The 22,531-nt window shown below is 60.3% G+C and carries 5 protein-coding genes and 1 pseudogene; 5 read left to right on the top strand and 1 reads right to left on the bottom strand.

Features of this window, described 5'->3' with window-relative positions:
• Positions 1–56: 56 nt before the first annotated feature.
• A complete protein-coding gene (locus ACN0SC_RS09900; RefSeq protein WP_417249513.1) occupies positions 57–17,984 on the top strand; it encodes a leukotoxin LktA family filamentous adhesin in 17,928 nt (5,975 codons plus the stop codon).
• 43 nt (positions 17,985–18,027) lie between these two features.
• A pseudogene (locus ACN0SC_RS09895) lies at positions 18,028–18,159 on the top strand (IS3 family transposase); the annotation flags it as partial.
• A gap of 184 nt (positions 18,160–18,343) precedes the next feature.
• On the opposite strand, the gene ACN0SC_RS09890 reads toward ACN0SC_RS09895, so the two are convergent.
• Positions 18,344–19,774 carry an NAD-dependent succinate-semialdehyde dehydrogenase gene (locus ACN0SC_RS09890; protein ID WP_417249512.1) on the bottom strand — a complete coding sequence of 477 codons (1,431 nt, stop codon included), beginning with the start codon at positions 19,772–19,774 and terminating at the stop codon, positions 18,344–18,346.
• 157 nt (positions 19,775–19,931) lie between these two features.
• Between ACN0SC_RS09890 and ACN0SC_RS09885 the strand changes: the two genes are divergently transcribed.
• Genes ACN0SC_RS09885 through ACN0SC_RS09875 form a run of 3 tightly spaced genes read left to right on the top strand, consistent with a single transcriptional unit; the run spans position 19,932 to position 22,497 of the window.
• Complete coding sequence (locus ACN0SC_RS09885; RefSeq protein WP_417249511.1) at positions 19,932–20,618, top strand: GntR family transcriptional regulator; 687 nt, start codon at positions 19,932–19,934, stop codon at positions 20,616–20,618.
• A complete protein-coding gene (locus tag ACN0SC_RS09880) occupies positions 20,615–21,607 on the top strand; it encodes a proline racemase family protein (RefSeq protein WP_417249510.1) in 993 nt (330 codons plus the stop codon). Before ACN0SC_RS09885 ends, ACN0SC_RS09880 begins: the two co-directional genes overlap by 4 nt.
• A gap of 53 nt (positions 21,608–21,660) precedes the next feature.
• On the top strand, positions 21,661–22,497 hold the full coding sequence (locus ACN0SC_RS09875) for a transporter substrate-binding domain-containing protein (protein ID WP_417249509.1): 837 nt from the start codon (positions 21,661–21,663) through the stop codon (positions 22,495–22,497).
• The last annotated feature ends 34 nt before the right edge of the window (positions 22,498–22,531 follow it).

The following is a 22,531-nucleotide window of genomic DNA, read 5'->3' as shown; positions in this document are numbered from 1 at the left end:
CGCAGCCTGACGAAAAGGCGGCCGCAGGGGGCCGTTTTGAAGATGGGGACATAGCGATGACGTATCGCCGGAATGACAAAATGAACGCCACCTTCCGCTGCATGGTTCGCAGATTCGGATGGTTGAGCAGTGTCTCTTCGGCGGTAATCTTCGCTGTGGTCCCTTCCTTTGCCGATGTCATCGCGGATGGAACGACCAGCACGACCGTCGCGACCAACGGTTCGACCACGAACGTGACCACTGGGACGATCCAAAATGGTACCGCGTTCAACACGTTCAGCCAATTCAACGTGAATGCTGGGGCCACGGTCAACGTCTATCAACCGGTTGATACCAGCGCGCTCGTCAACATTGTGAATGGCGGGCAGAGCAGCATAAGCGGCACACTGAATGCAGGCTTCGGGAATCCTGGCATCGCTCCAGTCGCCACAGGCAGCAACGTATTCTTCGTGAACTCGGACGGGTTCGTGGTCAGCTCCTCTGGAACGATCAATGCAGGGCAGCTGACAATGAGCGCGCCCACGCCAGACTTCGTCAATGACCTGACGGACGAGGCGCAAGGCAATTTTGTCGCGGCCATCGACACACCCACTGCGCAGCTATTCGCGGGTGCCGAGCCTTTGAGCGACAGTGGCCAGATCACTGTTGACGGGCAAATCAACGCAACCCAGCTCGCGCTGCGTTCGGGCGGTCTGGGCATGATGTTGAACGGGCGGATCAAGGTGGAAGATCCGACTTCTGTCGATCCGATCTCGGTCGGTGTGAATACCGACGGAACGCCTCAGGCGGCGGGACTGGTGACGCAGGGCGGGGTGATCCGCCTCGTGTCCAAGGGCGGACTTACGACGACTGCGAGCAGCGATATCACAGCCAAGCGTGGCAGCGATCTTGTGGAGTCTCAAGGCGGCGGGGTTGTTCTGGGGCAAGCCAAAGGCGATGTATCCGTCGACGGCAAAATCGACGTCTCGGGTAGCGGCACGGTGACGGGTGCAGGCGGCACGGTCTTCCTGTTCACCGAAGGCTCTGCGGTGATGGGCAGCAGTCTTGATGTGAAAGCGACCTCTGTCGCGGGCGATGGTGGTGCGTTTGTACTGCGCGCGGATGGCGCGACCGACCCGCTGCTGGCGGCGGCGCAAGGTGATCTTAGCGCGCAGGGTAACTTCGACATGTCCACGTCGAGTGCGTCGGGCGAAGCGGGTTCAGTTTTCCTCCGCGCGCAGAATATCTCGACGACAGGGCAGATCACGACCAAGGGCGGAGATCTGGTCTTCGCTGCGGATGAAAATGTTACGCTGAGCCACGATATCACGACGCGGGCGGGCGATGCGGCTGATCCCGTCACGGGTGATCCCGGAGCGGGCACGGCGGGTTCGATCCTCGTAGCGGCGCAGCATATCAATGTCGAATCCGGTACCACCCTGCGCGCCGACAGCGCGGCTGCGGACGGCGGCGGACTGATCCTGCTTTCTGCGCGTTCGTTCAACACGGGTATCGCCTGGGCAATTGACCCCGAAAGCGAGAGCGCCTCGATCACCATCGACAATGCCGATCTGAAATCGGGCTCGATCGTGGTGAATTCGGTCGCGACTGTCTCGAATACTCTAGGCAGCGACGAACTGGGCGTCGAAGAGGAGCAGGTCGACGACCTTGAAGGCGAAACCGCCGAAGAGGCGATGACCGCCCAGATCAACAATGGTCTGACGCTGATGAGCGACCTGATCCAGCAGGGGGCCACAACGCTCAACAGCATGTCTCCATTGCAGTTGCAGTTTCTCGATGCGCAATCACATGTGACGATCACTAACAGCGCGTTGACTGCGGACGGCAACTGGAAGAACAAGGCCATCACGCCGACGGCTTTCTCAAGTGGCACGCCCTCGAACAATGGCCAGCTTGGTGCGACAGGGCTTCTGGAGGATACCTACAGCTTCCTATCGACGCCGCAACTGAGCTTTGACAGCAGCGCGCAGGATGTCGTCGCTAACATCACTGGCAGCCTTATCGGTGGCGGTGCGCCTTACAGCCTGACGCTGAAATTGCCTTCCGCTTGGGATCCGTCGAGCGATGCACTTGTCGTGCAATCGCATGCCCAGACCACCTATTCGATCGCGCCCAAAGCCTATGCGCTTGGCGTTGTGTTGGCCGACAGCAATATCGTAAGTCAGGTTCTGCTCGATGGCAGTTCTCTGACGACCAATGCTGGCGATATGCGCCTCGTCAGCACAGCATCCGAAGATCACACGGTTTCGATCTCTGCTAGCAAGGTGCAGAATTACGCGGGCGCGCTCGTGGTCACCACGCGTGCGTTGAAGAACCAGCTTCTCGTTAAGGGAGGTTCGCTGACCTCGGCTGGTGCGCTCAATGCGGGGGCATTCACGGGCAAATCACATTCGATCACCACTGGCGCCAATGCAGGGACCGAGGGGATCGGAGCCGTGGCGATCAGTGTCGATGTTTCGCAATCGATGACCGAAGCCGCACTCGGCGGCACGATCAACACCGGTGGCGCGCTCAACCTTGATGCCGAGACGCTGTTCTTCAACAAGGTCCATTCTACCACCGCGACGATGGGCGTCACCGATCCGAGCAAGCTGATCGGCAAGAAGCGCGCGGCGAACAGCCCGATGGTTCAGGCGATCCCAGGCGCTCAGGGCCAGCTTCAGGGCACACCAGTCGATCCGAACCGTGCGCCTCATATCGGTTTCGGCGTCGCAATTGACGTGCAGGTGGACATTGACAACACCTTCGCGACGCTGGGTGGCGATTATCACGACTTTAGCAATGCGGATGCGCTGACCGCGTTGGGGACGACCCATGTCACGGCGACCGGACAGCCCGTCTCGGTCAACTCGGCCTATCGCTTTGCGGGGGTGACCGAGGGCGGTAGTTCGCTGTCGCGCTCGGTTTCGGCGGCGTTCGGCAAATTGAATTACGCGGCACAACACGCGCTCGACAAATATAACGCCACGCATACGGACCAGATCGATCAAGACGAGCTTATGGGCAAGTACTCCCAGGCGCTGATGCTGACTGGCTCGGTCTCGACGATGAGCGGCACAACACAGGCCGAGATCGGCAAGGACGCCACGGTGAACGCGGGCGCTGCGACCGTGCAATCAGTGACGCGTTTCCCCCATGCCGATCCGCTGGGTGATATTCGTGACAAGTGGGATCAGTTCGTCGGCCAGATCACCGATTATACCGAACTGCCTAGCGATCCGAGTGATCCCACGCAGCTGACGCCGCCCGATGCGCCGGGTCTGATCGACACGATCAACCCGCTGAACTTCATCACCACAGACGTTAAATCCAAGGCAACGGCGCCGGTGCCGAGTGACGGCTCCCGCCCTGTCGTGCCCGAAGATGAGCAGAAGCTCGCGATCGGCATCACCGCCAATGTCTTTAACACCGACAACACGACCGACGCGGTGATTCGCAATGGCGCGGAGCTTAACCTCACGGGCGATCTCGAAGTGCTGTCGAGTCAGGAAGGCCTGTTCCTCCACCTCGCAAACCTCCCCAAGTCGAACCCGCTCAAGGGAGATGCGGAAGGGGCGATCGGGGTCGGGATCAATATCGACCGGATCGGTAGTGAAGTTTCCTCGGTCATCGAGTCTGGTGCGACGGTGAATGCTGGAGCGAACGGGGTCAATGTCGACGCCTATACCCGCAACATCGCGGGCATCCTGAGTTTCTCTGGCGGTCAGGGCACGAAAACGGCGGTCAACGCCACCGTGGCCACGAATATCGCACATGCGGAAACCGTGGCGCGAATTGGAGACGATGCGTCTATTACTGGTGGCGCAGTCACGATCACGGCGAAGGACGAATCCGTAGAATGGGCCGCCGCGGGCGCAATTTCTGCATCGGAAAACGTGGGCGTCGGGGCTTCGGCGGGTTTGAATATCTCGGGCCGAAAGGTCTGGGCCGGAATTGGTCCCGCGGATGAAACTGCCGCCCTGAGCGGAGCTGGGAACACGATCATCAACGCCGACAGCCTGACGATCACCGCAGAGAACGCCACGACTGATGTCGTTGTTGGCGTTGCGGGTTCCAAAGTGCAAGGCAAACCAGCCCAGCAGGACGATCCGCAATCGACGGGCGGCACGACGAACTCGGACGGCTCAAATGACGATGACATGATCATCCCGTCATGGCTTTTCGCAGATGACGAGGACGAGGCGATCAATGAACAAAAGAACGTGCAGACGCCAGCGGACAGCGAGGGCAACCAACAGCAAAGCGGTTGGGCTGTCACCGGTGTCGCGTCGCTCAACCTCTCGCTCGGCAATGAGACTGTCGCGGCGCTCAACACCGCGGGCAAGATCGAACTCTCTGCCGAATTGACGCAAACCGCGAAGAACACGGCGCTTCAGATCGCGGGTGGCGGCGCTGTCTCGGCGGGGCTCGGTCAGGCGCAGGATACCAACGCGCTGGCGGGTGCCTTCTCGGTGATGGTCGACACGCGCGAGCTGCGTTCGGAAGTGACTGGTGCCACGATCAACGCGGGCCAAGCGGTTGCGATTGGTGCCGAGGATCACGCGACGGTTGTCAACGTGGCTGTAGGCGGCGCAGGAACCTCCCGAGGCGATATCGCGCTGGCTGGGTCCGTTGCGGTCGCAGTGCTCGACGGCAGCACCACGGCTGCGGTGAGGGACGCGTCGATCACCTCGGACGCGCTGAACGTGAGCGCGACCGATGGTTCTACCACTGTGTCTGTCGGCGGCGCGGTCGGTATCAACATGGACAAGACCAAAGGATCGGGTGTGGGTATCGGCATCGCCGTCAACACAGTGACCCGTAGCGCGGGCGCTTCGATCACTGGCGCCAGCACCATTGATACTGGTGCCTTTGGCATCAAGGCTGACAGTTCGCAGTCGATTTACGGCTTCGGCGTCTCGGCTGGGAAGGGTAAGACTGGCGTCGCCGGTTCGGTTTCGGTCAATAACATCACTGGCGGCGCGCGCGCGGATGTGATCGGGAATGGTGCCGGAACGGATCGGATGGGGATTTCGGCCAGCTCGATCAATGTCGGCGTGACCGAAGCCAATACGATCTTCTCTCTCGGCGGGGCACTGGCCAATGGCGACAATGCCGTGGGCGGGGCCGCGACGGTGAATGTCATAACTTCGAACTCGGGCGCGACGTTGACCGATGCGAAAGTAACTGGGCAGGGTGGCACAGGCGGCACGGGCGCGATCATGATCGGTGCGACTGGGTCGAGCACGATTTCCTCGATCGCCGTGGCAGGGGCCGTGGCCGAGACAGAGACCGCAGCGGGTGTGGGCCTGTCGGCCAACAATATCTCCACTACGCTGGAGGTGTCGGCAGCCGGAACCGAGGCGCTTGATGCTGAGAGCATCGCGCTGACCGCGATGAACGCGAGGGAAATCAATAGCCTTGGCGGTGGCGCCGCAGCGTCTAACGGGAGTGCGGGCGGATTTGCGGGCACCCTTAACCTGCTGACTGCGAATACTACGAGTATTGATCTCGCCAATGCGAACCTGAGCACTGCGGGCACTGGGGAAATTTCGGCAACGGCGACAGCGAATGGCACGATCCGATCGGCAGCAGTTGCGCTGAGCGCCTCGCGCGATACGTCGCTGGGCGGCGCGGTGACGGTGAACGTTTCGACCGCGACGACGCAGGTCTCAGCAGAGAATGCCACGCTCGACGCGGGCGGTGCGCTGACATTGAACGCTGACGATACTGGAACCATCGAAAGCCTTGCTGGCGGTGCGGCATTGAGCGCGGGCGGAACTGGCGTTGGCGGCGCGGTGGCTGCCAATTTCATCGCTCATGACACGGGCGTCTTGACCAATGGCGCGGACATGGCTGGCGAAGGTGTGACGCTCGACGCAGAGAATGGCTCGACTATTACCAGTGGGGCGGTCGGCCTTGCTGGTGGTGGCACGAACGCCGTTGCGGGATCGATCGCAATCGGTGATATCGGCAACACAACGGCGGTCGATGCAACAAGCGTCAAGATTGATGGCGGAACTGGTGCGGTATCGCTGTCGGCCGCGCGCACAGGGCAGATCTCCATCCTCTCGGGCGCCGCGGCTGCAGGCGGTAACAACGCCGTCGGCGTCGCGTTGACTGTGGCTACGATTCATGGCGGCACGACCGCCGACTTGATCACTGGCGACGCGGTGAGCGGTGAGTCTCTGAACGTCACTGCAGAGGATACAGCTGGGATCGACGCCATCGCGGTTTCGGGCACTGCCTCAGGTCAGGTGAGCGTTGCAGGCTCGGTGGTCTATACCCAGATCGGCCAACCTGGCGCAGACGGTCCGAGTGTAGAGCCGCTGCCAGGTCAGAGCAGCGAAGACCCCGTGGGCGACGCGCAAACCGACGTCTCGAACCGCCGCGATGATGCGGTGGCGGGGCTGGTCTCCAACATGAGCGCCACGACGCAGGCCCCAGATTTCGACGCGAACCAGTTGGCGCTGACACTAGACGCTGACGCGGTGACCCGCGCACGGGTCGAGCTTTCGGGCACGACTCCTGCACTGCCCGCGACCACGATTAGCTCCAGCTCGACGGGTACAATCCGTTCGCTCGCAGGTGCGGTTGCCATTGGCGGTTCGGGCGCAGGCGTGGGGGCCGGGATTGGCGTCAACCTGCTCTTTGCGAAGACTGAGGCCGAGCTTGTGCTGCCCACGGATGTGGAAACGCAGGCATCGAGCGTTTCGGTTGGCGCGACCCAGACTGGCACGATTGAGACGGCGGCTGTCTCGGGCGGCTTCTCTGGCGGTGTCGGCGGCGCGGGCTCGATCCTTGTAAACGTGATGAACCGGCAAGCCGACGCGTATATCCGCGACAATGGCGGCGCTGGCACGCGCGCGGCCCTACGCACCGATCGCGGCGATGTCTCGGTAACAACGGCGCAGACCGGAACGATCAAGGCTTTGGCTGGCTCGGCCGGTATCGGCGGGCAGGCGGGCGCGGGCGGCGCGATCGTCGTTAACGTCATGTCGGATGACACCGAGGCAGCTGTCGAAGACGCGACCATCCTTGCGCGCAAGCTTGATGAGAGCGAAACGGCAGGCGCGCCGCTCTCGTTGGCGGGCACCCTGACGATCGACGCCGATCAGCAGATGACGCTTGAGGCGCTTTCGGCTGCGGTCGGCGGTGGCGGCTCGGGCGCCTTCGCGGGCAGCTTCGCGGTCAATGTCGCCAACGGCGAGGTCTATGCGGGGCTGCGCCGCTCGGAGGCGCAGGTTGGGGCGATGACGCTGGCTGCTCATTCGACCCCCTCGCTGACCGCCAATGCGGGGTCCATCAGCGGGTCTGGAGGAGCCTCGGTGGGGCTCGGCATCGCGATCAACAATTCCGCGCAGACCGTGCGCGCCGATATTACTTCGAGCACATTGCGCGCGGGTCAAAACGCCTCGCTCGGTGCCTATCAGAACACGACCTTCCACGGGAATGCGATTTCGGGTGCGGGCGGTACTGTCGGCGTGACTGGTTCGGGCGTGAACAATACGGCTGCGAACACAGTCGAGGCGGTGGTGCAGGGTGGACCGATCTCGCTCGTCGACGCGTCGAGCGGTCTGTCCGAGCCGACACGCTATGGTTCGGACATCGCGACGCGCGGCTCGCTGCTGATCGACGCGCAATCGACGACCTCAATCACGTTACTGGGTGGTTCGGATGAGGCGAAGCCTGCCGACTCCACCGACGCGCGTAACGAAGCGCCTGATGTAAACCTGTCGCTTTCGGGTGGGGCAACGGCGGGGGTCGGGGCTTCAGCGTCGGTCAACACCATCCAAAATCAGGTGACGGCGCGGATTGTCGATGATGCGCGTGTGGTCGCGCTAGGGCAGGAGGCCATCGACTGGAACGATGTCGACGGTATTGCACAGACGAGCAACGGACTTGCTATGAATGCGCAGGCGCGCAGTGGCATCGCGATGCTAACCGCGAACGGATCCGTAGGTGGCGTGGCTGGTGTTAGCGCACTCTTCGGGATGAACCTGATCGACGATGCCGCTCTGGTGCAACTCGGTTCCGAGCAGGGCAGCGATCTGGTGCGTATCAATCCGCGTTACGACACCGATTTCGAGAGCGACCTTGGCAGCAAGGTAGCGTCGACAGCGCAGGACGTGACCCTCAATGCCGATACAGCGAACGATTCTGCGCTCTATACGGTGAATGTTGCGATCGGCGGGGCGGCTGGTGTCGGCGCGAGTGCGGGCACGACCCTTGTCACGTCCTCGGCCAAGGTCGAGACCTATGATGCGCAACTCGCAGCTGCACGCGATATCGCAGTGAGCGCGACCAACAAATCGACACTGACGAGCTTCGTTGCAGGGGTCGGGGGCGGCTTCGTTGGCGTGACAGGCAATGCCAATGTGAACGTGCTCAGTTCGACTGCCGAAGTTGGAATACATGGCGGGTCTTTCGATGCGGGCCATGACTTGAGCCTGAGCACGCTTATCGACAATGACCTCTACTCGATGACGGGCGGTGGTTCGGGCGGCGTGGTGGCTGTCGGCGGTGCGATCCAAGTGACCGTAGCTGATGGCACGTCGAAAGTCTCAGTCGACTCAGGGCGCGCGGGAGGCATCGCGCGGCTGGATGCGGGTAACGACCTGAGTGCCAATGCGGATACCCAGCTTCTGCAAGAGGGTTATGCCGGGGCTGGGGCTGTGGCAGGCGCTGGCGTCGCGCTTTCGGCCAATCTCGTGATGGATCGCGCGACGACGGAAGTCGCCATCGGCGACGAGCAGAGCCTCGCTGCGGGTGGCAAGCTGAGCCTGACCGCGCATGAGACAGCCGATCTGACGGGTGTCGCTGGCTCGATTGGAGCCGGCGCTCTTGGTGTCGGAGCGAGTCTCGATTTCGCGAGCCTGCAAGGGACGACCAAGGTCACCGTCGGCGATGGCGCGGTGCTGAAGGCCAATGATGCTTCAGATGGCGTGCGTGGTGTCGGACGTGACGGCATTCACCTGTCGGCGACCTCCGAGCGGACACTGGGATCGACCGTGGTCTCTGTTGGCGCGGGCGCGATAGCGGCGGGTGCTGCGATCTCGGTGGTCGATCTGGGCGGAGTAGCCGACGACGAGAGCGGCAATCTCTCGAATGCGATGGCGTCCATCAACGAAGAGCTGACGAGCGACCAGAACGGGAGCGGTGGGCTGGAGGCGGATGCGACCGAGCAAGACCGCCAGAATACCGCGGGCTCGATCATCGGGTTCGCTGGCGCGAGCGATACGCAAAACCAGATCGTCACCGCGCGTCAGGATCTGAACCCTGACGCGACGGGCAGCGATCAGGTGGGGGTCGAGGTCGGGTCTGCGACCTTGTTGACCAATGGCGATCTGTCGCTAACGAGCGCGGCCAGAACCGATGTGTCACAAGTCGCGGGCGCAGGGGCCGGTTCGATCTTCGGTGGCGCGTCAAGCGGGATCGTGGTGTCCAATGTTTCCACTGGCGCGGCGGTGACACTGCACGATGGCGCAAAGCTCAGCGCGGGTGGTGCGGTGACGCTGGGGGCCAAGACCTATGGCGATGACGAGGGCAGCGTGATCGACGCTTCGGCTTCGACCGTCGCGGCCTCGGGCGGCTACACGGGTGGCGCAGGCGTGACCGTGGCAACGCTCAATACGGGTGCATCGGTGCAGATTGGCGCGGATGTTTCGGTCTCGGGTTATAGCATCGGGATTAGTGCCGATCGCACGGGAGAGGTGAAGGCCGTTACGACGAATGTCACGGGTGGTCTTGCTGGTGCCGTGGGTGTTGCCGTCGCCAGTGCAAAGAGCGAAGGGACGAGCGCGATTACAATTGGCCGTGACGGCGCGATCCAGAGTGAACTGACAAGTAGCGCAGACAAGATATCCCTTGAGACTTCCGACGGTACATCGGCCCATGCAGAAGGTTCGGGCAGCTCGGGTGGAATTGCCGGCTCGGGGAACTCCGTTGTCGTGACCGCCACCAATGCGGGCAACAGCGCCGTCAGCGTTCTACGAACAACGGTCAATGCGGGCGGTGCCTTCGAGTTGCAGAACACCAATGGCGGCGCGGCCTATGCGGAGGCGCATGGCATTTCGGTCGCGGCGGGCGTCTCGATCGGGGCTGGAGTTGCGACCTCGCGCGCGGATATGAACGTGGCGACCCTCTTCGACGCCGATGTCAGCGCGTCCGACATTACGATTAACAGCGAGATCAAGCGCACCGATGACCGGATGACGAGCCAAGCGAAGGCGCAATCGACCTCGGGTGGCCTATTGGCAGGCAATGGCGCGGCAGCGCATGCCTATTCGAGCTACGGTATTACTTCGACGCTGAGCGGCGAACTCATTGCCACGAACGCGATCTCGCTTGGCGCGGATGCGAGCGCGGTGAAGGTGGATGCATTTGTGACTGGGCGCAGTGGCGGCGCGGTCGCGGTTGGCTTGACGCTTGCCTATGCTGGTCAGGATACGGCCAATGGCGACAGCGGCGATGTGGCCTTCTCGATCAACAATGCGGCCATAACAGGTAAAGTCGTCACGCTGGGAGCGGGCAATGCGCCTGACATCAGCGCGAGTGCGGATTCTGGCTCGGGCGGTCTCGTTTCCGGTTCGGGCGCGGAGGCTCACATTACCACCGATACGAAGTCGACGCTCGACATCGGTACGACTGGGACCACGGTCATAGCAGCCACGGACCGGCTCCAGATTACCTCGGCGCAAAACGGCACTCTCGCCAGCTCAGTCGACACGGTGAGCGCGGCGGCATTGGGCTATTCGGGGGCGCTGAGCCGCAACACGATTGACGCCGCGACTGCACTGACGTTGGGCGGCAATACGACAATCGCCGCACACAATATCGATATTGGAGCGGATACCACCTTCAAGCGTCCCGATATCGGCTACAATCTCGTGTCGGGTTCGGGCGGTGCAATAGACGTAGCCGCGATGCGCAGCTTCGTAACCGTGAATGCGTCGACCGATCTGAACATCAATGACGGCGCGATGCTGTTGCAGGCAGGCGTTGCCGATGGAGGCCAGACTTTCGATCTCGGCGCCTCGACGAACATGATCTTCTACGATCGCCTCAAGCTCGATTCCGGCGGCGCCATCGCCAGCCCGAATGGCAATAGCACCGTCGAGATCCAGACCAACACCGCCCATGTCACGATCGGCAGCGCGACGTTGCTCGCCATGGACGACCTTGACATCTATGCGGGGGGCGACGCGACGATCAAATCCGAGGTCGATACTGCCTCTTACGGTCTGTCGGGGGCGGCTTCGGGCAACACCGTGGCGACATATAATGCCGACAACAAGATCAGTCTGACTTCGGGGGCCGATCTGCAGTCCTTCACCGATATCGGGCTGCGCGCGGGCTATACTTCGAATGGGGCGCAACAGGTCGATGTGAAGGCCGAAACGCGCGTCTTCAACAAGACGGCTTTCCCGATTAACGGCACGCCTGGCGCGGATGCGACCGCGAACATGAACCAGCGCGTCAGCGTCGGCACTGGGGCCAGTGTAGCAGCTGTGCATGATGTCTATGTCTTTGCCGAGCGCGGGGGCGGAGAGGTTCTGGGATATGGTCGCGGCAAAGACCTTTATCGCGAAGTCGCCGCCGAGATCGGTTCGGCGCTGAGCGAAGCCTTTGGCGGCGATCCAGTCAGCCTTGATATCGAGAGCGGAACCTCGACCGACACGGGCGAGAATATGATTGAGGTGAACGGCTATGTCCGTGCCGGATCGCGCAACAAGCAGATCCTGATCCTCGACGAGAACAACAGCTTGGACAATGCGTCGGAAAGCTACACCAACTCGCAGGGCCAGACCGTCAATTACAGCAACGAGGACGCCAACGGGATCCTGAACGATACGGATAATCCTGATCCCGAGATACAGGCGATGATCACGCAGGCCACCGTGCAAAACGAGCTCGCTTCGCGGATCAAGGAACTTCAAGAAAAAATTGATGATCCGATCCTCGGGGAGGACACGCAGGCGGTTACCGCGTGGGAGGCGGAAATCGCGGCGCTGGATAGCCGCCTAGACACGGTGACGACCGGCACGGTCGATTTCATCAACCTGCCCGATATGCGCGCCTCGGGCGGCAGCATCTACATGCGAGCCGATACGGTTCAGGGGAGCTCGACGGGTACGCTTGACGCGCCGGGCAATGCGCAGATCGTGGTGCATGTCTATTCCGACGCTCATGTGAATGCTGGCAGCATGGAGATTCCGTCCTCTGACGGTGGGCGGATCTACTTCAACGATGTCGCGGTGAACACGCCTAACGACGTTCAGTTGCTTGCAAATCCCAAAGGCGCTCCGATCGACTATAAAATGATCTCGGGCAATGATGTGGGCGAAACCAAGATCGAACTGGTCACCTATGGCAACGGTTCGATCAACCTAAATGGCGCGATTACCAATCTGGACGGCAGCGTATTGGTCAACTCGAACTTCGGTGATCTCGATGTGCGCGCCGATATTTCGGCCAAGACGATCAACCTGAGTGCCGGAGGTAATTTTACTCAAGGGTATACGCCTGGCCTGCGCAATGAGGGCGGTGATCCGCGCTCGATTTATGCGAGCTATTTCGATCAGGTCGACAATGTCACGCGGGCCTATCTTGCGGCGGGCTTTGACGTGACTGGTTATGACGGTGACACGATGACGGCGAGCAACAGTTGGATCACCTTGTCGACGCCCTCGGTCCCGGAATTCGAGCTCGAGCCACGTCAAAGCTCGATCAAGGCGGGCGCCAATGTCTACATCACTGCCGATCAGCTCAACATAAACGGTCTGATTCAAGCAGGTGTAGGAAGCTATGATGTCATCATTGGCGATGGTCTCCTGACCGATTTGTCGAATTTCTCGACGACCCTGTCGACGGTCCTGTTCAACCCGTCTGAGCCTGTGAACGACAACATCGTGCGCAAGTCTTATGTCACCGCCAATGATGTCTGGGTGGAATACGATCCGACAGCGACGAATGCTGATGGCGTGCAGACTGGTGCGATCACGATTTCCCCGATGGTCGTCAAGGGTGGCACGGTGGAGATCACTGGGCAGATCCTGTCGACTGGTGCGGGGCAAATTGAGTCGCTTGACGGGTTTGGCAGCATCAACGTCACCAACAACACCTCGATCCCGGTGGTGTTCGACCGCATCGATACGGGTGAAGCGGGTGCGAACGGGCAGGGGCTCGAAGGGCTGGTGCGGATTACCGATACCGATCCGCTCAAGGCAGTGGGGGGCAATCCGCTCATCACTGAATATCGCCGCATCGGTCAGACGCTGGAGGTCTATGATAACTCCTCGACCTATGACTCCGTCACGAAGACCTATGGCGACGGGGACAATGCGGTGTCGGTCACGCGCATTGTGCCGACAACGCTGAAAGATACCAGCACGGCGGATAGTGGGCGCAGCGCAAGCTACCAGCCGGTTGCGAACCGCGACATGGTTGTGCTGCAATCCGAGGTGGTCACGCAGGTTACGAATTACACTCAGAAAACCTTCTATTTCTGGGCGCCGGTCGCGGCAGAAATCCAGAGTAAGTCCGAAGCGGCGGAGGTGACTAAACTTGACCCGACAGTGACCTTCGGCGCGAATGGGTCCTATGTGACCTCCGAGAACAGCGCGATCAACGGAGGTGACTATCGCTATGGATTCACGGGCGAGCGGACCAGCTACTCCAACTCCAAGGGTGCCGTGACGGTAGACGACAAGCGGATCCTCGGGATCGGTGATGTCTACGAGTCCTGGTCCGAGACCTCGACGGCAGACGTGCTTTACCAACATCGCCTGAGGGCCGATTACCCGATCAAAATCGTCTTCAGCGGGTCTGATTCCGGGGCGCTTAACATTACTTCCGGCGGCGATGTGATCTTCAAGAAGACGGTCTCGAACCTTGTTGGCGATACAAGTATCACGTCCAACAACGGGTCGATCGTGACCGCAAGTCCACAAATTACCGCGACGCTTGGCTCTCTCGAACTGAGCGCCGAAAACGGTCGGATCGGAGGCGTCACAGGTGCGTTCCGTGTCGATCAGTCCGAAGGGTCGCTTTTGACCGCAACGGGCGGCAGCGCGGTCAATATCCGCGAGATGTCGGGCTCGATGACAATCGGCAATGTTGAGGCGAAGGATCGCCCAGGCAATACCGATGCGCCGATCACCGGTACTGTGATGCTGTTTGCCGATGGCGATATCAAAATGGCGGATCCAGATACGGGCGCGGTTACGGCGACCTCGGTTGACCTGACCTCGCTCAACGGCAGTATCGGAAGCGATGATGGCTCGTTCGAGCATGTCTGGGTGTCGCTGAATGGTGGCGTGCTCGACGCGACGGCGAACAAGGATGTCGTGATCGGGACCCGCAGCGGTAATCTTCCGGTCCATAGCGTGACAGCGCAGACAGGGTCGGTGACACTGGCGGCTCTCGATGGCTCGATCCTCGACCGCAATAATGCCGAAGTGCGTGATATCCGCTCCGAGAGCGAGCTTGCAAAGCTCTGGACGCAGGATATGGGGCTCGATGATGAGGTTGCGCAAAATAATCGCGCTCAGCAGCAACTGGACGCGTTGGCCGCGAGCCGCGAGCATGAATACCGCGCTTATTGGAGGGCGCGCACCGAGAACGGCGGCAATCCGATCAGCTACGAGATGGATGCCTCCGATATGGCGGCTCTGCTCGATGGCGGTTGGACGCAGGCGCAGCTCGACGACTACATCTCACAGCAGCAAGGGTTCTACGCCGAGTGGAACACCGAGACCGCCGAGCAGACAAGCTTCACCTACACGCCGACAGCGGATGATCAGGCGAAGCTGCTTGAGGGTATTGGGTGGACCACAGATGAACTCAACCACTGGATCCGCGCTGGCCTGATCAAGGGCACTGGGGATACCAACACCCGGATCGAAGACCCGAACATCAGCGCCTACAAGGATATCAACCTAGAGGCGACGGGGACGATCGGCGAGATGCTTGAGCCTTACACTGTCGGTGGAAGCAACGATCTTACGCAGGACCTTCAGATTCTGTCGCAGGCTGAGCCGTCCGATCTGACCTTCACGACAGATGGAAAGGTCATCGTGCGCCGGGCTGAGGATCTGAACTTCGCTTTCACAGGGCTGGATGCGAGCGGCGCACCTGTCGGGACGCTGAACGCTGTGGCGCTCGGGACGGATGTGTTCCTCGGAGCCGAGACTGCCGCGTCCATCAAAGAAGTCAACGCAGCCCGCGATGTTACGATCAAGCTCGACGGGATGATGTCGGATGCACATTCGGATAGCACTCCGGCGGTGACTGGACGGATCATTGTGCTTGAGAGTGGCAACAATGCCCCGATTGCGACCGAGGCCGACCCGCTCACCGTGCAGGTGCGCACTGGCGGCATGCTGACCGCGCGGTCGGGTGTTGAGGTGAATATCGCGGCGACGGGCGATCTGCCGCTGGCCGAGGCCTTTGCGCCTGGCGCGGTACGGATCAGTGCGACTGGTGCGATTACCGATGCGCTGGCCACTGGTGCCGTGCGGATCAGCGCGGGAAGCCTGAAGCTGACTGGCAGCTCTATCGGCACCAGCGCGGTCGTACTGCCCTTTACCCTGACCGATACGGCGAATGGCGGAGCGCTTGACGTGACCACTACTGCGGGCGACGCTTGGCTGAGTGCAACGGGAGATCTACCCGTTGTCTCGGCCCAGATCTCGGGAGGCGGCAAAATCACGACTGATGGGCTGATGTCCTTCATTGGCACCGATACGCTTGGCTTCGGCACGGGGTCGGCGCTGGAACTCGAGACTGCGCTTGGCCTCACTACCACCGCATCGAGCGGAACGGATGCGGCGGGCGGCACGCTCTCGATTGTGACTGGCGGCCCTGTAGGGAGCGAAAGCAAGCGCTTCGAGACTGCGCTCGGCACGTTCAACTACACTGCGGCTGGCGTCGCCCCCACACCGCTGTGGATGCGTGAAGCGGACAGTCTGACCATCTCATCATTGACCCAGCTGACGGCGGGGTCGCCCACCGACATTACTGTGGGCGGTGCGCTCACCATCGGCACGATCACCTCACCTGACGAGGTGCGCCTTGATGCGGCTTCCTTCACGCAGGGTCGGATCGTGGCCGAGCGCATCAAGCTCACCGCGAGCCACATAATCGGGAGTATTGCGCCGCTGAGCCTGACCACGGGCAGCCTTTATGCCGCGACCTTGGATGGCGATATCCGTCTCGCGCTGAGCGATCGGGCGACCGATCTCGAACAGGTCACTGCGGGCGGCGCAGGGGAGATCGCGCTGACTTCGGTGAATGCACCGCTAACGCTGCTGGCTGGTCCAGGGATCACCACTCAGGGCGGAGCGATTGGTCTGGATGTGACAAGTCTTGTCGCGAACGCCGATATTCTCAGCCATGACGGGGAAGTTTCGATCAAGTCGGCAGGGTTGCTGCAACAGGCGGCGGACACCTCGATTGACGCGGGCACCGGAACGATCAGTCTCGACGTCGCAGGCGACATGATCGCCTCGCACGTGGTGACGCAAAGCACTGCCGATCCTGCGCTGACCGTCGAGGTCAAGGGCGCGCTCTCAATTGCCTCGGGCCAGAGCGGTACCGTTTTCGAAGCGAACGCAGCAGGGGCTGGAACGCTCCTGACCCTCGGGTCGATGCTGCCGGTTGGACCAAACGGGCTGCCAGTGGCATTTGATCACGTCACCGCAACGGTCGCCGCTGGCGCGATGCATCTCAACGAGCGTGACTCGATCCGGCTGGATCAGCTGCAAACGAATGACGGCTTGATCGACCTCTATGCTGGTGGCTCGGTCACGGTGCGCGACATCACGGCTGGAGGGGGCTCGCCGATCGTTATCTCCTCTGGGCAGGGCGATATCCTCTCGGATGGCGCTGCGCTTACGGGGGGCGACGTGCGGCTCTTTGCCTTCAATGGAGAGATCGCGGGCGAGACGGGCGCGAGCTTTATGGGTGATATGTCCGACGGCGCGACTGGCCATTTCTATGCCGACGGCGACGTGACCTACACCGAGACGGCGGGTGATTTGCGGGCAGGCTTCGCGCTGTCGGAGAGCGGAGCGCTGTATTTGGATGCGATGAGCGGTGGGATGACGCTCGGCGTGCTTGGCGCGCGCACCGATCTGGCGCTGGCAGCGGATGACGAGCTGCGCGTGATGATCCTCGGCGGTGCAACGGTCGATCTGGCCGATGAGCAGACCCTTCAGTTGATCCATCCCGAGCTCTACGGTCAGCGCGAAGCACAAGCGCCGAACAGCGCTGATCTGCGGGCGCGCAACGCTGGCTCCACACTATATGCGGGGCTGTTGAACGTGCGTGATACGCTCGGACTGCATGCCGACAATATCGACGCATACCTCTACGACGTCACTCCAACGGATTCGCTTGCGCTGACCCTCGATGGCAATGACGACGGCATGGCCGCACAAGTAGATGTGAGTTCGATTGGTGACGGCCCAGTGCTGTTCATCTCGGAATCGCAGTATTTTGATGATGTTCGCGGGCGTCTGAGCGGGCGAGATTGGGCGCGTGGCACGCTTAACCTTGTGCGCGGTCGGATCACGACAGGCTCGGTCAGTCATGCCGGTCCGGTGCTCAATGGTTATGACGTGGTTATCGGTGGTGATGTCTGGTTCTACCAGCAAGGTTTCTCAGTGCTGGCGCAGGCGGTCTATGACAAGCTCTCGACAGTGGCCGATGCGCAGACGCTGGCCATCAACGCTGGCAAGTACAGCTTCAGCCAGTCCAACCAGATTGACCTGAACGTGACCGAGGGGCTGGTTCTGAACCGCCGGCTCGCTGGCACTGGTATCAATGGCGGGCAGGGCTTCGGCTTCAATGTCGGCGTTGAGACCGACCTGTTGGGCTTCCCCTTCACCACGTCCGGTGCACGGGCTGGCGTCACCAGCCCAGGACAAATCATGCGCCTGCCGAGCACACAGCCCCAGAAAGAAGAACCGCGTGTGACCTGGGTGCTTTCCTCAGTCGAGTAAGACGTGCCTTTTAGAAAAACTGGGCCACAAGTGCGGCAAGCGAGATGTGCTAGGGAGGCGTGTGGCGCATCCGGCCAGTATCGCGGGCATTGCGGCACAGATCGGATACAAGCGTCGCCTTAGCCGCTATGGCGGCAAACCTCCTGTCGTCGCTGGAAATACGTTGGGTCGCCAGTTGATTATGAAATCAAACAAAGGCAAGCGAACAAGGCAGGTGTCTAGGAGATTAAGGAAACCTCAAACATACCCTTCGTCGCATGACACCGCGACTGAAACAGTAGTCCTGCGCCCAGAAATTATGACCAATGAGCACTGGCGGCGTGCGGAGTTTGCCGCCAGTGCGTCTTCAGGAATGGCCCCTAGAGCTCGGCCACGTATTTCACACGCATGTACTCTTCGAGCCCTTCGATTCCGCTTTCTGATCCGTCGCCAGATTCATTGACGCCGCCGAAGGGGGTTTCTGGTGTTGAGATGCCCATGAAGTTGACACCGACCATGCCGGCTTCGAGCTCTTCTTCTGTTTTGCGGGCGAGGGCGCCGTCTTGGGTGAAGACGAAGGATGCGAGGCCGTAGGGCAGGGAGTTCGCGCGTTCCATCAGGGTGTCGAAATCCGAGAAAGAAGTGAACGGGACAACAGGGCCGAACGGTTCTTCGTACATGATCCGCGCGTTGTCCGGAACATCGCGGAGAACGGTGGGGGCGTAGAAGTAACCTTTGTTTGCCATCCGTGCGCCACCTGTCAGGAGTGTTGCGCCTTTTTCAACGGCGTCGGCGACCAAGCCGTCCATGACATCTAGGCGGCGCTCTGCGATCATTGGTCCCATCTGGGTCCCTTCATGAATGCCTGCGCCGATTTTGATTTTCTTTACACGTTCGACAAACCCTTCGAGAGCCTGCTCGTAAAGGGATTCATGGATATAGAAGCGGGTGGGAGAAGTGCAGACCTGACCTGCGTTGCGGAACTTGAAGGCTGCGAGGAGGTCGAGTGTCTTTTCGAGATCTGCGTCTTCATGAACGATGACGGGTGCATGCCCGCCAAGTTCCATAAGGCAACGTTTGAGGGTGTCGGCGGCCTGTTTTTGCAGGAGCTTCCCGACGGCTGTGGAACCAGTCAGGGTGACAGCCTTCGGGATCGGGGATGCGATAAGGTGGCTCGAAACAGTAGCAGGGTCGCCGAAGACGACATTCAGAACGCCGTCAGGCAGGCCCGCTTCCTGAAGGCAGCGACCGAAGGCAATGGCTGTGCCTGGGGTCTCTTCAGCGGGTTTGATGATGATGGAACACCCTGCGGCCAGCGCGCCACCGAGTTTGCGGATCACGTTTGATGCAGGGAAATTCCACGCAGTGAAAGCAGCCACGGGGCCGATCGGCTCTTTCATTACCATCTGACGAACGCCAGGCGTGCGCGAAGGAACAATGCGGCCATACGCGCGTTTGCCTTCTTCGGCATAGAAGCGGAGCGCTTCAGCGGAGAACGCAATCTCGCCTGCGGCCTCGGCGAGCGGTTTTCCGTTTTCTAGGGTCAGGACTTTCGCAATCTCGTCTTTACGCGCGTCGATCAGGTCGGCGGCCTTCGCAAGAATACTGTAGCGTTCGATCGCGGTTTTCTTTTTCCAGACCTTGAAGCCTTTCGCCGCAGCGGCGAGGGCCTCGTCAAGGTCGGCAGCGGACGCGTGGGGTACTTGAGCGAGCACCTCTTCGGTAGCTGGGTCGAGGAGAGATTCGGTTTTTCCCTCGCTTCCTTGGCGCCATTGCCCGTCGATCAAGAGTTCGATCTTTTCACTATACATTACGGTCTCCTGCTGTGTGTTGTTCATTGTATACATTGGCCAATTTGACCTATGGTGGCTTTTGGTTGCTGTCGTGACCGCCTCACGATTTGGCGGAAAGCGGCAGAAAGCCATTCAAGACTATTGCATTGTATACAGAGCACAGTATGGTGTCCACATGAACAACAGAAAAACACATAACCTCTCTGCGGGAATCTCTGACAACCTCGCCTCGGTGTTAGAGGAGGAGATCGTGACACTCGGCTTGGCGCCAAAAGCGCGGCTGACAGAGGAAGAAATCGCGGAGAAATATGGTGTTAGTCGTTCCCCAGTTCGCGACGCGTTGCGGACCTTGGAGCGCGAAGGGCTGGTCGTAAGGCAGGCACGCAAGGGGATTTGGGTCGCGCCGATGTCTCTGCGTGACTTCAATGAAGTTTACACGTGCCGTATTGCGCTTGAGGCTCTTGCCTCTGAAGCTGCAGCGCGTTCAGAGAACGCCGAACTGAAAGAGCAACTTGGCGCGGCGCTGGAATCCATGCGGCGCGCAAGCGAGACCGGAGATGCTCATTCGTTCTTTACGGCTGATGTTCGGGGTTCGGAGCTCATCTATGAGCTCGCCGACAATCAGACCCTACGCCGTTTGTTGCAGGGTCTTGAAATGCAGGCGCTTCGGTATCGCTTTTACCTCTACAAGGCCGCGCCAGACCTCGTGCGTCTTTCTTTCGACGAGACTGGTGAGATCTTCGCGGCGATCTGCGATTCCCGTGCGGAAGATGCAAAGCGCCTTTCTTCGGCGCTTATTGAGAAAATCTGGCATTCGGCTCGCAGCATCATTGAACAAGAGTTCGGAAAAGAGACCGCATGACGAGCTTTGAGGGTGCATATTCCTACATTGACAGCCACACGGCTGGGCACCCGACTCGCGTTATCCTGAGCGGTATCCCTGATTTGAAAGGGGATACCGTGAAGGAAAAGCGGATGGACTTCGAACGTCGTTTCGATCATCTGCGCACTACTCTTCTCCACGAACCGCGCGGCCACGCTGCAATGGTCGGCTTGATCCCTGTCCCCTCGAAGATTGCCGACTTCGGAGCAATTTTTATCTCTTCTTATGTCTATCTCGGCATGTGCGGGCACGGGACAATCGGCTATGCGAAGACGCTTGCTCACACTGGCGCGATCTGTCGCGAGATGGGCGATCAATTTACGCTCGAAACGCCTGCTGGCGTGGTCACGGTTCACTTGCACTGGCGTGACGACGGAAGCCTTGAGAATGTCTCCCTTCGAAACGTGCCCGCGTTCATGGGAGTTCAGGGCCTCACCGTTGATGTTCCTGGCGTAGGAGAGATCACCTCTGACATTCTCTATAGCGGAATGTGGTATGCGATGGTGGATGCGCGTCAGGCGGGCCTTTCGCTTGGCCCCGATCACGCGTCAAAAGCGCTTGATATCGGTTGGCGGATCAAGACGGCCATTGCGGCTGCGACCAAAGACAACCCGCTCATCGCAGGCGATCCGGCCCCTTCAGTGTTGTTCTACGAGGAACACGCACACGACCGTGCACGGCATTTTCTCGTTCTTGCCCCGAACAAATTTGATCGCTCTCCATGTGGAACAGGAACCTGCGCGCGTTTGGCGCAGCTTCTCATCCGCGGACAGTTGAAACCGGACGAAACCTATTATGCCGAGAACATTTTCGGCGTCGGATTTATGGCCAATCTCTACGCAAAGACCACGCAAGAAGGTCGGGATGGCTATGAAGTTGTGATCCTGGGAAGTGCATACATCACTTCCCAGGGCACACTTTTCCTCGAGAAGGAAGATCCCCTCTCTCGAGGTTTCCTCAGTCAATGACCAAAGGGTCGTTGGCACTCAGAAACAAAGTAAGCACAGGGAAAGTAACACTCATGTCAAAATTTGGAAACATCTTGCGGGCTGCCGCACTCGGTGTCGGCCTATTGGGCGCAACTCAAGGCGCGGTCGCCCAAGAAGACCCGTCCGCAGTTCTGAACGAAATCCGCTCGTCTGGTGAGCTGAAAATCCCCGTTATGGTTGGTGAAGAGCCAGGCTACATCAAAGATCCGGCAACGGGCGAATGGAGCGGCTTTTACGTCGACTTCCTGCAAGATGTTGCCGACGCTCTTGGTGTCGAACTGACTGCCGTTGAAACCACCTGGGGCAACCTCGCTGCCGACTTCCAGTCCAATAAGATCGACGTCGCCATCGGCGTGAACCCGAACCCGGGCCGTGGTCTGGTTGTCGACTATCTCTGGGAGCCGCTCTTCACCGACGCATGGGCCATGCTGACCCCTGAAGGGGCCCCGATCGCAACATGGGCAGAGCTGAATACACCGGAAAAAACCGTTGTCGTTCAGAAGGGTTCTACCATGCAGATCGTTGCAGAAGCTCTGCTGCCGAAGGCATCCATCACAGTCGTCGAAGACCGCAACCTCGCCATCATGGAGCTTCAGGCAAAACGCGCAGACGGTGTTCTTCTCTCTGTCTTTGATGCCCTGCAGATCTCCGAAATGGCTGTTGGCGATGTGTCCGTTCCGGAACCGATGCTCCGTAACCCGGCAACCCTCGCCGTGGCGCGTAAATCCGGCAACGCGGGCTTCATTAACTTCCTGACCAACTGGGTACAGCAGCAGCGTTCCCTTGGTCTGGCGCAAGGCCGTCTCCAGCAATCCTGGGAAGACCGCGGGATCGACCTCTCCATCCTGCCGTCTAACTTCAGCTTCTGATCTGAAGGCCTAACGCAGCTTCCTGGTCGGCCTT

Origin of the sequence: Celeribacter sp. (assembly GCF_048261515.1) — a bacterium.
GTDB lineage: Bacteria > Pseudomonadota > Alphaproteobacteria > Rhodobacterales > Rhodobacteraceae > Celeribacter.
This window is presented reverse-complemented; position numbering and strand designations above follow the sequence as displayed.

What these genes read in the sequence shown, in the direction of transcription:
- ACN0SC_RS09875 (WP_417249509.1), top strand. Translation starts at nt 21,661, where the DNA reads ATGTCAAAATTTGGAAACATCTTGCGGGCTGCCGCACTCGGTGTCGGC.
- ACN0SC_RS09885 (WP_417249511.1), top strand. Translation starts at nt 19,932, where the DNA reads ATGAACAACAGAAAAACACATAACCTCTCTGCGGGAATCTCTGACAAC.
- ACN0SC_RS09890 (WP_417249512.1), bottom strand. Translation starts at nt 19,774, where the DNA reads ATGTATAGTGAAAAGATCGAACTCTTGATCGACGGGCAATGGCGCCAA.
- ACN0SC_RS09880 (WP_417249510.1), top strand. Translation starts at nt 20,615, where the DNA reads ATGACGAGCTTTGAGGGTGCATATTCCTACATTGACAGCCACACGGCT.
- ACN0SC_RS09900 (WP_417249513.1), top strand. Translation starts at nt 57, where the DNA reads ATGACGTATCGCCGGAATGACAAAATGAACGCCACCTTCCGCTGCATG.